This window comes from Vibrio sp. ArtGut-C1, from assembly GCF_002105475.1.
Taxonomy (GTDB): Bacteria; Pseudomonadota; Gammaproteobacteria; order Enterobacterales; family Vibrionaceae; genus Vibrio; species Vibrio diabolicus.
Genome location: NZ_NCTH01000002.1, coordinates 114,117 through 129,533, shown reverse-complemented (window position 1 = coordinate 129,533; position 15,417 = coordinate 114,117). Strand labels below are relative to the sequence as shown.

Genomic DNA, 15,417 nt, shown 5'->3' with positions numbered 1-15,417 from the left:
TATGTTCTACGTATAGACGCAATCTAACCCTTCAGGGCGTGTTTTAAACCGCTTGTGCAGCCACATCCACGCTGGAATATCACGTTTTATCATTTTCTCGAGTTCTTGATTCAAGATACTTGCCGCTTTAATCGCATTACGCCTCTCGAAACGCTCACTGATATCTTTTCCAATATACAACGTGTAATGGTGATTCTTGCTCACTGTGACGCCAGATATGACCGCACACTTTGTTGCGTCTATAAGCACACTAGAGCCCACGGTACTCGCGGCTTGTTCAACAGCAAAGAACGGCGCAAAAACAGAATGGCTGACGCCATAATCATGGTCGGGCAAATACCACAGTCGATGACCATTTTTCAGAACTTTGAGCATTGATTTAACGTCTTTTCGATCAATCATTTGATGCCCAAAACGAGTTCGACCTCGATGTTGAATAAACTCATAAGCAGGGTTCGTGTTTGGGCGATACACACCGTAACCTTTGGCAAACTGGCTAAAAATACGAGCGGTTATCTCCAAGTTTAAATGGTGACTGCACACCACCAACACACCACGGCCATTCTTTTCCTCAGCGAGTAAACGATCTTTTCCAACAGTAGAGGTTATCCGACGAATCCGCCAATCTGGCCAAAACCACGCTATGCCCGTTTCGATGATCGCCATTCCCGTATATTGAAAGTTTTTTCGTACTACGTCCTTACATTGCCAATCCGTAAAATCAGGGAAACACAGCTGGAGATTACGCAGAGCGATCTTGTGTCGGCGCTTCATTACATGCATCGCAACACAACCGATGCCTCTACCTAAGATTTGCAACACCACGTAAGGGAGTAGATTTACAATAACCGCTAGAGAGCCAAATGCTAGCCATACAGACCAATATTTGGGCTTAAGTAACTGATAGGAGAAAGGTGGCGGCGGGACAATATTCATAGGATCACTCATTTATTACAAATGATTGAAACCTATCATGATAAAAACTGAAAGATTGTATGGGTATGTATTGTTATGCATGCCAAAGAGCAGCATGATTCGCTGCTCTTTGTTGTGTGGGAGAGTCTTAGCTTCTTAGCCCAATACCTTTCGTTACTAAGTAATGAGCAACGGCATACAGCGCTATCACAAACACCGCAAGCACACTGAATGAAGTGACAATACCTACATCCGATACGCCTAAAAAACCATAACGGAACGCATTCACCATGTAGACGATTGGGTTAATCTTAGAGACACCTTGCCAAAATTCAGGCAGTAAGCTGATGGAATAAAAAACACCACCCAAGTAGGTTAACGGGGTCAACACAAATGTAGGAATGATCGAAATATCATCAAACGTTTTTGCATAGACCGCATTGATCAGCCCGCCTAGAGCAAATACAACGGATGTCATGAAGACGGTCGCAACAATAATACCCCAGTGTTCAACTTGCAGATCCACAAACAATAGAGACACACAGGTAACAATAGCGCCTACTAACAAACCTCGAGTCACACCGCCCATTACGTATCCAGCAATAATCACGTAATTTGGCACCGGTGCCACCAGCAGCTCTTCAATGTTCTTCTGTAGTTTTGCACTAAAGAACGAAGACGCCACATTCGAGTATGAATTGGTGATCACCGACATCATGATCAAACCTGGAACTATGTACTCCATGTAGCTAAAGCCGCTCATCTCACCGATTCGAGAGCCAATAAGATTACCGAAAATGATGAAATACAGTGTCATTGTGATTGCAGGCGGAACTAAAGTTTGCACCCAAATGCGCGTAAAACGGGTGATCTCTTTGCTCAGCAAGCTACGAAATGCCGTCCAATATAAACCGTACATTTACTTACTCCCTTCTCTTACAATGCTAACAAACAACTCTTCCAGTCGGTTGGCTTTGTTACGCATTGAAAGAACTTTAATACCATGCTCTGTTAACTGACTGAACACTGAGTTCAATCCTTGGCTTTTGTCTAGCTCTATCTCTAAAGAGCCATCAACAATACTTTGTCGATTGACGCCTTCAAGCTCAGGCACCTCGCCTTCAGATTCAATGTCTAGGATAAATGTCTCGACGCTTAACTTACCTAGCAACGCCTTCATGGTGGTGTTTTCAATCAACTCACCCCGGTTGATAATGCCGATATTTCGACACAGCATCTCCGCTTCTTCTAGGTAGTGCGTCGTCAAAATAATCGTAATCCCTTGCTCTTGGTTGATCTCTTTCAGAAATTCCCACATTGAGCGGCGTAGTTCAATGTCCACCCCAGCCGTTGGTTCATCCAAAATGAGTAACTGCGGTTCGTGCATCAAAGCTCGGGCGATCATCAAACGGCGCTTCATCCCGCCAGATAAATTACGGGCACGCTCTTTACGTTTTTCCCATAAATCGAGTTTTTTCAGGTACTTTTCAGCTCGTTCTTTGGCTAATACTTTAGACACACCGTAATAGCCCGCTTGCTGCATCACGATTTGTTCAACAGTTTCAAACTGATTGAAGTTGAACTCTTGTGGCACCAAGCCTAAATTCTGTTTGGCCAACTCAAGGTCGGTATCAATGTCATAACCGAAAACTTTCGTCGTTCCAGAAGTTTTGTTCACTAAGGAGGAGATGATGCCGATCGTGGTCGATTTTCCTGCACCATTGGGACCCAGAAGCGCGTAGAAGTCACCTTTTTTCACTTGGAGACTAATACCTTTTAACGCCTCAAAGCCACCTGCATACGTCTTGCGCAGCTGTTCAATTTCTAATGCGTACATAAGGTCTTGATTGCCGTTTGTTTGTGATTACTAATACCGACTCGATGTTTATCAGCGGTTTACTACGAAATCGCCTTGGGTATTGTACTGGAGGCCCATCAGTTTATCGTTGAATAACGATGATTACAATTAAACCTTTCGATAATATTGGAAATATAGTCCCTATCAACGTAAAGGTTATCTGCAAGTAAGGAAAAGTTAGGGAATAAAAAACGCAACAGAGCGCTGTTGCGTTTTTAACGATCAGAGTGATTACGCCGTTATACGCTGATACTGGTCCGCCTCGACATGTGCTACCGCCGCATTCAATGCTTCATAACGGAATTGGTACATATTGTCATTCGGGACAAGATCAATAACGTGGAACTTTTCTAGCTGTTCTCGCGTGCGCTCATTTGGACACAACAAATACACGGCACAATTAGCATCGAGCGCATCTTTAATCGCGTTTTCTAACGCTAAACCGACAGTAACATCAATCATAGGTACATCGGTAAGATCGAGAATCATCACATCATAATCCGAAATGCTGGAGTGCTGGCGTGAAATTGCCTTAGACACACTGAAGATCATTGGACCCGAAAGATAAAAGAACAGTACTTTGCCATTGGCGCGATCAAGCAAGCCACGCTCGCTGTCAGTTAGCGGCACATCGTCTTCATCCGCGTCACTGATCGCTTTCACTTGTCTCGCCTGTTCTCGGCTCAGACGCTCAATGATAATAATGTTGGAAATAAAGACGCCCAAGCCCACGGCAACGATAAGATCAACGAACACTGTGAGCAACATAACGCCATACATTACCGCCATTCCGGAAAAGCTAACCTTGTGTGCTCGTTGAATAAAACTCCAATCCAAAATGTTAAAGCCGACATATACTGCAATGCCAGCCAACACAGCCATTGGGATCGGCTCCGTTAATCCACCAGCAACCAATACGACCAATGCAAGCATAAGTGCACGAATCACACCGGACAATGGTGAACGAGCCCCAACTTGAATGTTAGTCACCGTGCCCATCGTTGCACCCGCGCCAGGTAGTGCACCGAACAAGCCTGAGATCATGTTGGCAAGGCCTTGGCCTCGCAGTTCTTTGTCTGAGTCGTGCTCTTTACGAGTCAAGGAGTCACCGATAACCGCCGTTAACAAAGTATCGATACAACCTAAGGTGCCGAGCACCAACGCATCAATAACCATCTCAACAAACATATCTGGATCAATATGAGGTGCAACGAGAGAAGGCAATCCAGCCGGGATTTCACCGATACGACGAATATCTTCCGTATCGAAGAGCATCACAGACAACAAAGTCACCGCAACCAACGCCACGAGTTGCGCTGGTACATATTTTCGATATTGCTTAGGGAAGAAAAAGAGAATCCCCAAAGTCAGTAAACCTAAAAACAGTTCACTGAACTTAAGGTTAGAAATAGTCTCCGGCAAAGCAGATAATGTTCCGAGCACTCCTCCAGAAGGCGCGGCATGCCCCATCAAAGGTGATAGCTGCAAAATGATAAGAATCACGCCAATCCCTGACATAAAGCCCGAAATCACGCTATAAGGCATCAAGGTAACGTATTTACCCAGTTTTAACGTTCCTAATAGGATTTGGAACGCGCCAGCCATCATAACAACCGTGAAGGTCATGGCCATGCCCGTTTCTGGATACTTCGCCATCATACTGGTTAATACAGCGGTCATGATTACCGTCATTGGCCCTGTTGGTTCTGATATTAACGTATTAGAACCACCAAACAACGAAGCAAACAGACCGACCATTATTGCGCCCCAGAGGCCTGCTTCTGCCCCTGCACCGGATGCAACACCGAACGCTAACGCCAAAGGAAGAGAGATAATCGCTGTGGTTACCCCACCAAATACATCCCCTTTGAAATTAATATCTTCAAAACGACTACCGAACACTGCTGATTTCCCTGCATTCAATTTTAAAAAGTAAAATGTCATTACTTTAACGAGCCAGGTGAAAATTTAAACCATAAATAGATTAAGGCTAAATTCACACCACAAATAATTAGGCCTAATTTTACGTTTTTATTGATGAAAACTAGTCAGATGAGTCCTGTCTGACGAATATTTAACGGGATCGAAATTGTAACATTGTGTATAGTTACAACACTGATCGCTTGCATGTTCATATAAGCGGCAGCGCTTTTGTCTTTTAAGGGAAGTAGTTTGCAAGATGCCGGAAATTAAACAGTTATTTGAAAACAATTCAAAATGGTCTCAAGAGATCAAATCTGATCGACCTGAATACTTCGCAAAACTCGCAGAGGGTCAAAAGCCCGATTTTCTTTGGATTGGCTGTTCTGATAGCCGTGTCCCTGCCGAGCGACTAACCGGACTATACTCGGGTGAACTATTCGTTCATCGGAATGTTGCAAACCAAGTCATCCATACTGATCTCAACTGTCTGTCCGTCGTTCAATACGCCGTAGACGTTCTTAAGGTTAAGCACATCATTGTCTGTGGACACTATGGCTGTGGTGGCGTAAACGCTGCCATTGATAACCCTAAGCTAGGTCTTATTAATAATTGGCTGTTACATATCAGAGATATCTATTTCAAACACCGCACTTACCTAGATCAAATGCCGCAGCAAGATCGAGCAGATAAACTAGGCGAGCTTAATGTCGCAGAGCAAGTGTACAACTTGGGTAACTCAACCATCCTGCAAAACGCTTGGGAGCGTGGGCAAGATGTTGAAATTCATGGCGTGGTATACGGAATTGAAGATGGTCGTTTAGAGTACTTAGGCATTCGTTCTAACTCTAAGGAAACCGTAGAAGCGTCTTATCAGAAAGCCCTTTCGACGATTCTAAATACAGATAACAAGCTGCTTTGTCGCTAAGCTACATCTAAGAGTTGAACAAAAAACGCCCATCTGAGATGGGCGTTTTTTTATATTTTTAATGCTGCTCTCAATGATTATTCTTGAGGTACAACTTTACCGATGTATGGTAAGTGGCGGTATTTCTGCGCGTAATCAATACCCACACCAACGACAAACTCATCTGGGATTTCGAAACCAATCCAATCCACAGGAACATTCACTTCACGACGAGATGGTTTATCTAAGAGCGTACAAATCGCGATAGACTTCGGCTCACGCAGCGATAAGATCTCACGGATTTTATTTAGTGTGTTACCTGTATCAATGATGTCTTCAACAAGCAAAATGTCTTTGCCTTTGATGTCATCATCCAAATCTTTCAAGATACGAACGTCACGTGAACTTTCCATTGTGTTGCCGTAGCTTGACGCTGTCATAAAATCAACTTGGTGAGTCAGTTCGATAGCACGTGCCAAGTCTGCCATAAATACAAATGAGCCACGCAATAAGCCTACCAACACAAGATCTTCACTACCTTGATAACGCTCTGTAATTTGTTTGCCTAATTCACGAACTCGTTCCTGAACTTCTTGCTCAGAAATCATGACTTCTATTGTATGTTTCATACTGTGCTCAATCTAATTTGTGGGTTGAGGTAAGTCGCACGCAAACGATCACCTAATCTTACGGCGTGTAGTGTATCACCACGTTCATTGGGTTGAAAGTCACATCCTGTTGCCAAAAAATCTTGGAAGAAGGTCTTAGTTTTATAAAGTTCATAGCTAAATTTATCAATAATAATGACATTACTGTATATAAATTGTTCTACAGATGTTGACCTTGTTGATATGCACCATTACACTCATCACTGCTTTAAGCAACTATTAAAATAATCAATTAGGGGGTTACCCCCAATATCAACTCAAATGGCAAGGAAAATGGATATGGACTCAATTGCAAAGAGACCTAGAACTAGGCTTTCCCCGATCAAACGTAAGCAACAGTTAATGGAAATCGCATTGGAAGTGTTTGCGCGCCGCGGCATCGGTCGTGGTGGTCACGCAGATATCGCAGAAATTGCTCAAGTTTCTGTGGCGACCGTTTTTAACTACTTCCCGACTCGTGAAGACTTAGTGGATGAAGTACTCAACCACGTCGTACGTCAGTTCTCGAACTTCCTATCGGATAACATTGACTTAGACTTACACGCACGTGAAAACATCGCCAATATTACTAATGCAATGATCGAGCTTGTCAGTCAAGACTGTCACTGGCTAAAAGTTTGGTTCGAGTGGAGTGCTTCAACACGTGACGAAGTATGGCCATTGTTTGTTTCAACTAACCGTACTAACCAGTTGCTGGTACAAAACATGTTCATTAAAGCGATTGAACGTGGCGAAGTGTGTGACCAGCACGATTCAGAACACTTGGCAAACTTGTTCCACGGTATTTGTTACTCACTGTTTGTCCAAGCGAACCGTGCAAAAAGTGAAGCGGAACTTAAGCACCTTGTTAGTTCATACTTAGACATGCTCTGCATTTACAACCGTGAACACTAAAGCTTAACTCGCAATATATGTCAGCCCACCGTTTGGTGGGCTTTTTATTGTCTGCTGTCAGCCGAGCACACGTTTATATTCCTACCTAACAAACATAAAAAAACCGCTGCAATGCAGCGGTTTCTATCATTCAGTCAGAAAAAGCTTACTTCTTCTTAACTGCTTTTTTGTTTGGCAGGTCAGTGATTGAACCTTCAAATACTTCAGCAGCTAGACCTACAGACTCATGTAGAGTTGGGTGAGCGTGGATAGTCAGAGCGATATCTTCTGCATCACAGCCCATCTCAATTGCAAGGCCGATTTCACCAAGTAGTTCACCACCGTTAGTACCAACGATAGCACCACCGATTACGCGGTGAGTTTCTTTGTCGAAGATTAGCTTAGTCATACCGTCTGCACAGTCAGATGCGATTGCACGACCTGATGCTGCCCATGGGAATGTCGCCACTTCGTACTTGATGCCTTCTTCTTTCGCTTCTTTTTCAGTCTTACCAACCCAAGCTACTTCTGGCTCAGTGTAGGCAATTGAAGGGATAACTTTAGGGTCGAAGTAGTGCTTCTTACCAGAGATAACTTCAGCAGCTACGTGACCTTCATGCACACCTTTGTGAGCAAGCATTGGTTGACCAACGATATCACCGATCGCGAAGATGTGAGGAACGTTAGTACGCATTTGCTTATCAACGTTAATGAAGCCACGCTCGTCAATTTCTAGACCCGCTTTTTCACCGTCGATTAGCTTACCATTTGGTACACGACCGATAGCAACTAGAACCGCATCGTAACGCTCAGCTTCAGCTGGCGCTTTCTTGCCTTCCATTGAAACGTAGATACCGTCTTCTTTTGCTTCAACTGCTGTAACTTTCGTTTCTAGCATTAGCTTGAACTTGTCTTTGATACGCTTAGTAAATACTTTCACGATATCTTTGTCTGCTGCAGGAATTACCTGGTCAAACATTTCAACAACTTCAACTTTAGAACCTAGAGAGTGGTAAACCGTACCCATTTCTAGACCGATGATACCACCACCCATGATAAGCAGTTTTTCTGGCACTTCTTTTAGTTCAAGAGCGTCAGTAGAGTCCCAAATACGTGGGTCTTCATGCGGGATAAATGGCAGTTTGATTGGACGAGAACCAGCCGCAACGATTGCGTTGTCAAAGTTAACAACTGTTGGCTCACCTTCGCCTTCTACAAGGATAGAGTTAGGGCCAGTGAACTTACCGTAACCGTTAACTACTGTTACGTTACGCATCTTAGCCATGCCGCTTAGGCCGCCAGTTAGTTGGTTAACAACTTTTTCTTTCCAGATGCGGATTTTGCTGATGTCTGTTTGAGGCTCACCGAACACAACGCCGTGGTCAGCCATCGCTTTCGCTTCTTCAATTACTTTAGAAACGTGAAGCAGTGCTTTAGATGGGATACAACCCACGTTCAGACATACACCGCCAAGCGTGCTGTAACGTTCAACTAGTACAGTTTCAAGACCTAAGTCCGCACAACGGAATGCAGCGGAGTAACCAGCAGGACCAGAACCAAGTACAACAACTTGGGCTTTAATTTCTTTGCTCATTTTGACCTCTTGTAGTCATTATCCCTAACAGGCTGAGTGGGTATCGATTTTTTATGTTTAAGAGAGATTTGTTTTAAACAGTTATTTTCAGACCGCTAACAGTTTACAGAGATGTTAATGGTGTGAAAAGTAAATCAATTTAGCCTGTGAGCTAGACAACAATTCGATTGTGAAAACCCTGAACGAAGCAAGGCTGATAACCAAATTGTCGGTAATTATGATTAGCAGAGGCGGCTAAGTTGCCGCCTCTCATTCATCTAATTTCTATTACAGAACTAGACGACGAATGTCAGATAGACATGAGTTTAGGTAAGTGATGAAGCGCGCACCTTCAGCACCATCGATCACACGGTGGTCGTATGATAGAGACAGTGGAAGTTGTAGACGCGGTTCGAACTCTTTACCGTTCCATACCGGTTTCATTTCTGACTTAGACACACCTAGGATACCAACTTCTGGCGCGTTTACGATTGGAGTAAACGCCGTACCGCCGATACCGCCTAGGCTAGAGATAGTGAAACAGCCACCTTGCATGTCAGCAGCAGTTAGCTTACCTGCACGTGCTTTCTTAGAAACAGCCATTAGCTCTTCAGATAGCTCGTAGATGCCTTTCTTGTTCACGTCTTTAAATACCGGAACAACAAGACCGTTTGGTGTATCTACCGCGATACCAACATTCACGTATTTCTTCAGAATTAGGCTCTCACCGTCTTCTGATAGAGAAGAGTTGAACGCTGGGAACGCTTCAAGCGCTTTAGCTACCGCTTTCATGATGAACACAAGTGGTGTGATCTTCATGCCAGTGTCTTTCTTCGCTTCAATCGCGTTTTGCTCTTTACGGAATGCTTCAAGAGCCGTGATGTCTGCGTTATCCCACTGTGTAACGTGCGGGATCATTACCCAGTTACGGTGTAGGTTTGCACCAGAGATCTTCTTAATGCGAGATAGCGGTTGAACTTCTGTCTCACCAAACTTGCTGAAGTCCACTTTTGGCCATGGTAGTAGACCAAGAGCCGCGCCGTCGCCTTTGCCAGATGCTGCTGCACCTGCGCCAGACTCAAGACGCTTAAGTGCATCTTTCACGTAAGCTTGAACGTCTTCTTTTAGGATACGGCTCTTACGACCAGAACCCTTAACCTTAGAAAGGTTAACGCCAAATTCACGCGCTAGACGACGAACAACTGGAGACGCGTGAGCGTACTCGTCGTTCTCTTTGAAGTCGCCAGTCGCTGCTGGAGCTGCTGCCGCTGGAGCTTCTGCTTTAGGAGCCGGAGCCGCAGGTGCTGCTGCTTGAGCTGGAGCCGCTGCAGGAGCTGGAGCTGCGCCCGCCACTTCGAATACCATGATTAGTGAGCCAGTAGACACTTTGTCGCCAGCTGCAATCTTGATTTCTTTAACTGTACCAGCGAATGGTGCAGGAACTTCCATAGAAGCTTTGTCACCTTCAACAGTGATTAGAGATTGCTCTTCTTCCACTGTGTCGCCAACGGCAACCATGATCTCAGTAACTTCAACTTCATCGCCGCCGATATCTGGAACGTTCACTTCTTTTGCCGCAGACGCTGCTGGAGCTGCTGCCGCTGGTGCTTCAACTGCCGCTGGTGCTGCTGGAGCACCTGAACCTGCTGTTTCGAATACCATGATAAGTGAGCCAGTCGATACTTTATCGCCAGCTGCAACTTTGATCTCTTTTAGCGTACCTGCGAATGGCGCTGGAACTTCCATAGAAGCTTTGTCGCCTTCAACAGTTAGAAGAGATTGCTCTTCTTCGATGCTGTCTCCAACGGCAACCATGATTTCAGTAACTTCTACTTCATCACCACCGATGTCTGGTACGTGAACTTCTTTTAGTTCTGCCGCTGCTGCTGGAGCTGGAGCTGCTGCTGGAGCCGCTTCTGCCGCAGGAGCAGGTGCAGCGTCAGCTGCACCCTCGGCTTCGAAAATCATGATTAGAGAACCAGTAGAAACCTTGTCGCCTTCTGCAACTTTGATTTCTTTAACGATACCCGCTTGAGAAGCAGGAACTTCCATAGAAGCTTTATCGCCTTCAACTGTGATCAGAGACTGCTCTTCTTCAACCTTGTCGCCAACGCTTACAAGAATCTCAGTAACTTCAACCTCATCCGCACCGATGTCTGGTACATTAATTTCGATTGCCATTTCTTATCTACCTTCTTAATTAAGCGTATAGCGGGTTTGTTTTCTCTGTGTCGATGTCGAATTTCTTAATTGCTTCTGCAACTACAGATTTCTCAACTTCGCCACGTTTCGCTAGTTCAGTTAGCGCTGCTACTACTACGTAACCTGCGTTCACTTCGAAGTGACGACGTAGGTTTTCACGGCTGTCTGAACGACCGAAGCCATCAGTACCAAGCACTTTGAAAGACTCAGCAGGAATGTATGCACGAACCTGCTCTGCGTAGTTCTTCATGTAGTCAGTTGCTGCGATAGCAGGTTCAGTACCCATTACTGTTTGGATGTAAGGTACTTTCGCTTCCGCTTCTGGGTGAAGCATGTTGAAACGCTCTGCATCTTGGCCATCGCGAGTTAGTTCGTTGAATGACGTTACAGAGTAAACATCAGAAGCAACACCGTAATCTTCGCTTAGGATTTGAGCTGCTTTACGTACTTCATTCATGATAGTACCAGAGCTCATCAGCTGAACTTTCGCTTTGTTGCCAGTGTAAGTTTCTAGCTTGTAGATACCTTTACGAATGCCTTCTTCAGCGCCTTCTGGCATTGCTGGCATTGCGTAGTTTTCGTTCATTAGCGTTAGGTAGTAGAACACGTTTTCTTGTTCTGGACCGTACATGCGACGGATACCGTCTTGCATGATTACTGCTACTTCGTACGCGAATGTTGGGTCGTAAGAAATACAGTTAGGAACCGTACCCGCCAAAATGTGCGAGTGGCCGTCTTCGTGTTGTAGACCTTCACCGTTCAACGTTGTACGACCCGCAGTTGCACCTAGTAGGAAACCACGTGCTTGTTGGTCACCAGCCATCCACGCCATGTCGCCAACACGTTGGAAGCCGAACATTGAGTAGTAGATGTAGAACGGAATCATTGGTAGGTCGTTTGTCGAGTATGAAGTCGCAGCAGCAACCCATGAAGACATAGCACCTAGCTCGTTGATACCTTCTTGTAGAACCTGACCTGAAGTCGCTTCTTTGTAGTAAGAAACAACGCCACGGTCTTCTGGTGTGTAAGTTTGGCCGTGCGGGTTGTAGATACCGATTTGACGGAACAGACCTTCCATACCGAATGTACGCGCTTCGTCAGCAATGATAGGAACGATGTTCTTACCAATGTTCTTGTTCTTAAGTAGAACGTTTAGCGCACGTACGAATGCCATAGTAGAAGAGATATCACGCTTCTGTTCTTCTAGTAGTGGCTTGAATTCTTCTAGCTCAGGAACGATGAATTCTTGAGTGAATTTTGGTAGACGCTGTGGCGTGTAGCCGTGTAGCGCTTTACGACGAGCGTGTAGGTATTCGTACTCTTTTGAACCTTCTTCAAGTTTCAGGTACGGAAGTTCTTTCACTGCTTCGTCAGTTAGGATGTCTTGAAGACCCAGACGGTCACGTAGGTGTAGTACGTGAGTCATGTCCATCTTCTTAACTTGGTGCGCGATGTTCTTACCTTCAGCCGCTTCACCCATGCCGTAACCTTTAACAGTCTTAGCTAGGATTACTGTTGGACGACCTTTAGTTTCTGCCGCGTTTTTGTATGCCGCGTATAGCTTAGAAGACTCGTGACCACCACGCTTAAGTGCGAAGATTTCGTCATCAGTCATGTCAGCAACAAGTGCAGCTGTCTCTGGGTACTTACCAAAGAAGTGCTCACGTACGTACGCGCCGTCTTTTGATTTGAATGTTTGGTAGTCGCCATCGATCGTTTCGTTCATAAGCTGTAGAAGCTTACCAGAAGTATCTTTAGCTAGTAGTGAATCCCAGTTGTTACCCCAGATTACCTTCACTACGTTCCAACCAGCACCTTTGAACAGACCTTCAAGTTCTTGAATGATCTTACCGTTACCCATTACAGGGCCATCTAGACGCTGTAGGTTACAGTTGATTAGGAAACATAGGTTGTCTAGTTTCTCACGCGCAGCGAAAGAGATAGCACCACGTGATTCTGGCTCATCCATCTCACCGTCACCTAGGAACGCGTAAACGCGCTGCTCTGAAGTATCTTTAAGACCACGGCCTTCTAGGTACTTAAGGAAACGAGCTTGGTAGATAGAAGCGATTGGACCTAGGCCCATCGATACTGTCGGGAACTGCCAGAATTCAGGCATCAGTTTAGGGTGCGGGTATGAAGGAATACCTTTGCCGTCTACTTCTTGACGGAAGTTGTCTAGCTGCTCTTCAGTTAGACGACCTTCAACGAATGCACGTGAGTAGATACCTGGTGAAATGTGACCTTGGTAGTAAACTAGGTCGCCACCGTCCTTCTCGTTTGGCGCACGGAAGAAGTGGTTGAAACATGTCTCGTAGAACGCAGCAGAAGACTGGAAAGACGCCATGTGGCCGCCTAGCTCTAGGTCTTTCTTAGATGCACGTAGAACGATCATGATAGCGTTCCAACGAATAATTGAGCGAATACGACGCTCAAGTGTTGTGTCACCTGGGTATGCTGGTTCTTGGTCTGCAGGAATCGTGTTGATGTAGTTAGTTGTGATACCTGTTGGCATATCAACACCGTCTAGACGTGCTTTATCTAGAACTTGCTCTAATAGGAATTGAGCACGCTCTAGACCTTCTTCACGTACAACTGACTCAAGCGCTTGTAGCCATTCTTGAGTTTCCAGTGCATCTACGTCATGCTTCATATCAGACATGGCGATCTATCCTTCTGTTGGTTGGATCTACTTATTTAAGTAACGCTCTTACGAGTCATTACCCTGCTGAATTCGACGTAGAGAACGCTCTCGTCGAGACTCTTCTCGAGTCAAATCCAACAATGTTTCTTCGATGTAAGCCAAGTGCGAGTGGGACATTTCTCGCGCCTTTTCAGGCTGACCAGAAACAATCGCATCCACGATATTGGCTCGGTGTTTACTGACTTTCTCGACCGCTTCTGGGCGGCGACGTAGTAATTTAAAATTTTGTAGAATATTTTGCTCAAGCAAAGGTGCTAAGCTTCGAACAATGTGCAACAAAACCACGTTGTGCGCGGCTTCTGTCAAAGCGATCAAAAATTGCATCACTTCCGCAGATTCAGCTTCGATATCGTTGTTTGCTTGCTCTTGGCTAATGCGTTCAAGGCAACCTTGAATACGCGCAAAATCTTCTTCGGTACCACGTAAAGCTGCAAAGTAAGCTGAAATTCCTTCCATTGCATGACGAGACTCAAGCACATCAAGCTGGGTTTCAGAATGACTAGACAACAAATTCAACAAGGGATCTGAAAAGCTCTTCCAGATATTCTCACTTACGAATGTTCCGCCACCTTGGCGACGAGTTAACAAACGCTTCGCTTCTAAGCGTTGAATGGCTTCTCGGACTGAAGGACGAGACACATCGAACTGTCTTGCCAGTTCACGCTCTGGAGGCAGTTGTTGCCCCGGAGACAATGTTCCTTCCACTATCAACCTTTCTAACTCTTGTTCTATAACATCAGAGAGTTTTGGCTGACGAATCCTTTGATAAGCCATAATTTATTGTTCTTCTACTCTTGCAGGTAATTGGTAATACCAATTTTAAGTTGGTGCAGAAATTAACATAATTAAAACGCCACTGTCCAGCCGAAAATTGACCTAAATCATAGAACGAGCTTACTTCCAACACTCTGATAACAATCGACTGTTAAAACAGCAATAGAATTGGTATGACCAATTACATAAAGCATACAAATGGGAAGTCGACGTGCTAGCAATTTTGGAAAAGAAATACAGAAAATGACAAAATTATCAGTCTATTTCTTCACCAAAACAGCGTATACGAGCGTAAAAATGTAGTTAACTTTTAACAATCATTAATATTTCTGGTATCAAAAAAAGGCATACCTGATCGTATGCCTTATTTATTTCGCTTTTTTGAATTTACACTTTCGCTACAAATCAACGCTGTATAAGCTGTCTATATTTCACCCAATCAAAGCTTAGACCAGGATCGCTTTTTCTCAAGGGCGCAATATATTGATGACCGGTAATTCGTGGCAGGGTGATGTGGGGATAAGACTGCATAATCACCTCAGTGATCTCTGCAAGTGATTGATATTGCGCATCTGTGTAGGCAGTAAATTCTGTCCCTTCAAGCTCGATACCAATGGAATAGTCATTACAACGCTCCCTGCCCGCGAAACTGGATTGACCGGCATGCCATGCTCTATCGAGAAAAGAAACAAATTGAACAACCTCGCCGTTTCTCTTAATCAAGCAATGTGCAGAAACGCCCATTTTGTGAATAACTTCAAAAAATGGATGTGCGTTTGGGTCTAGCTTGCCAGTGAAGAAGTCCTCTATATATGGTCCACCAAACTGCCCAGGAGGCAAACTGATGTTGTGTACCACCAGCAGAGAGATGTCGTTTATATCAGAGCGAGCATCAAAAAATGGTGACGGAACATGCTTTGCCTGTGTCAGCCAGCCATTCTCGATAATTGGGCGCATATCAACCTCTCTACTTTGCAAATTAACTGCTGAAATTATTGACACCGGAGAGTATCATTCGTTGCC

Annotated in this window: 12 protein-coding genes; 2 read left to right on the top strand and 10 right to left on the bottom strand. The window is 44.7% G+C overall.

Going from position 1 to position 15,417, the window contains the following annotated elements; all coding sequences use genetic code 11:
* Nucleotides 1-6: 6 nt before the first annotated feature.
* From B7360_RS02350 to B7360_RS02330, 4 genes are all read right to left on the bottom strand, one after another.
* A complete protein-coding gene (locus tag B7360_RS02350) occupies nt 7-936 on the bottom strand; it encodes a Kdo(2)-lipid IV(A) acyltransferase (protein ID WP_048625964.1) in 930 nt (309 codons plus the stop codon).
* A 127-nt stretch (nt 937-1,063) separates the two neighbouring features.
* Nucleotides 1,064-1,834 carry an ABC transporter permease gene (locus tag B7360_RS02340; RefSeq protein ID WP_005396714.1) on the bottom strand — a complete coding sequence of 257 codons (771 nt, stop codon included), beginning with the start codon at nt 1,832-1,834 and terminating at the stop codon, nt 1,064-1,066.
* Complete coding sequence (locus tag B7360_RS02335) at nt 1,835-2,752, bottom strand: ABC transporter ATP-binding protein (RefSeq protein ID WP_005396713.1); 918 nt, start codon at nt 2,750-2,752, stop codon at nt 1,835-1,837. It abuts the gene before it with no gap.
* Between the two features lie 252 nt (nt 2,753-3,004).
* Nucleotides 3,005-4,675, bottom strand: a complete 1,671-nt coding sequence (locus tag B7360_RS02330; RefSeq protein ID WP_046875129.1) for a SulP family inorganic anion transporter — start codon at nt 4,673-4,675, stop codon at nt 3,005-3,007.
* A gap of 277 nt (nt 4,676-4,952) precedes the next feature.
* Between B7360_RS02330 and can the strand changes: the two genes are divergently transcribed.
* Complete coding sequence (gene can / locus B7360_RS02325) at nt 4,953-5,621, top strand: carbonate dehydratase (RefSeq protein ID WP_005379996.1); 669 nt, start codon at nt 4,953-4,955, stop codon at nt 5,619-5,621.
* 77 nt (nt 5,622-5,698) lie between these two features.
* On the opposite strand, the gene hpt is transcribed toward can, so the two are convergent.
* Entirely contained in the window at nt 5,699-6,229 is a 531-nt protein-coding gene (hpt, locus tag B7360_RS02320; protein ID WP_005379995.1) for a hypoxanthine phosphoribosyltransferase, read from the bottom strand.
* 318 nt (nt 6,230-6,547) lie between these two features.
* Here hpt and opaR point away from each other — a divergent pair, with 318 nt between their 5' ends.
* Nucleotides 6,548-7,162, top strand: a complete 615-nt coding sequence (gene opaR / locus B7360_RS02315) for a transcriptional regulator OpaR (protein ID WP_031780576.1) — start codon at nt 6,548-6,550, stop codon at nt 7,160-7,162.
* Between the two features lie 145 nt (nt 7,163-7,307).
* Here the strand turns inward: opaR and lpdA are convergent, their stop codons facing one another.
* The 5 genes from lpdA to ampD all read right to left on the bottom strand — a co-directional run bounded on the left by lpdA (nt 7,308) and on the right by ampD (nt 15,351).
* Nucleotides 7,308-8,735 (bottom strand): dihydrolipoyl dehydrogenase, encoded by a 1,428-nt coding sequence (gene lpdA, locus B7360_RS02310; RefSeq protein ID WP_005379993.1) that lies wholly within the window; start codon nt 8,733-8,735, stop codon nt 7,308-7,310.
* A 267-nt stretch (nt 8,736-9,002) separates the two neighbouring features.
* Nucleotides 9,003-10,895 (bottom strand): pyruvate dehydrogenase complex dihydrolipoyllysine-residue acetyltransferase, encoded by a 1,893-nt coding sequence (gene aceF, locus B7360_RS02305; protein ID WP_048625966.1) that lies wholly within the window; start codon nt 10,893-10,895, stop codon nt 9,003-9,005.
* 19 nt (nt 10,896-10,914) lie between these two features.
* Nucleotides 10,915-13,578, bottom strand: coding sequence for a pyruvate dehydrogenase (acetyl-transferring), homodimeric type (gene aceE, locus B7360_RS02300; RefSeq protein ID WP_046875076.1), 2,664 nt, complete (start codon nt 13,576-13,578; stop codon nt 10,915-10,917).
* A 48-nt stretch (nt 13,579-13,626) separates the two neighbouring features.
* Nucleotides 13,627-14,394 (bottom strand): pyruvate dehydrogenase complex transcriptional repressor PdhR, encoded by a 768-nt coding sequence (gene pdhR, locus B7360_RS02295; RefSeq protein ID WP_005396680.1) that lies wholly within the window; start codon nt 14,392-14,394, stop codon nt 13,627-13,629.
* A gap of 405 nt (nt 14,395-14,799) precedes the next feature.
* Nucleotides 14,800-15,351, bottom strand: a complete 552-nt coding sequence (ampD, locus tag B7360_RS02290; protein ID WP_012841421.1) for a 1,6-anhydro-N-acetylmuramyl-L-alanine amidase AmpD — start codon at nt 15,349-15,351, stop codon at nt 14,800-14,802.
* Nucleotides 15,352-15,417: the final 66 nt, after the last annotated feature.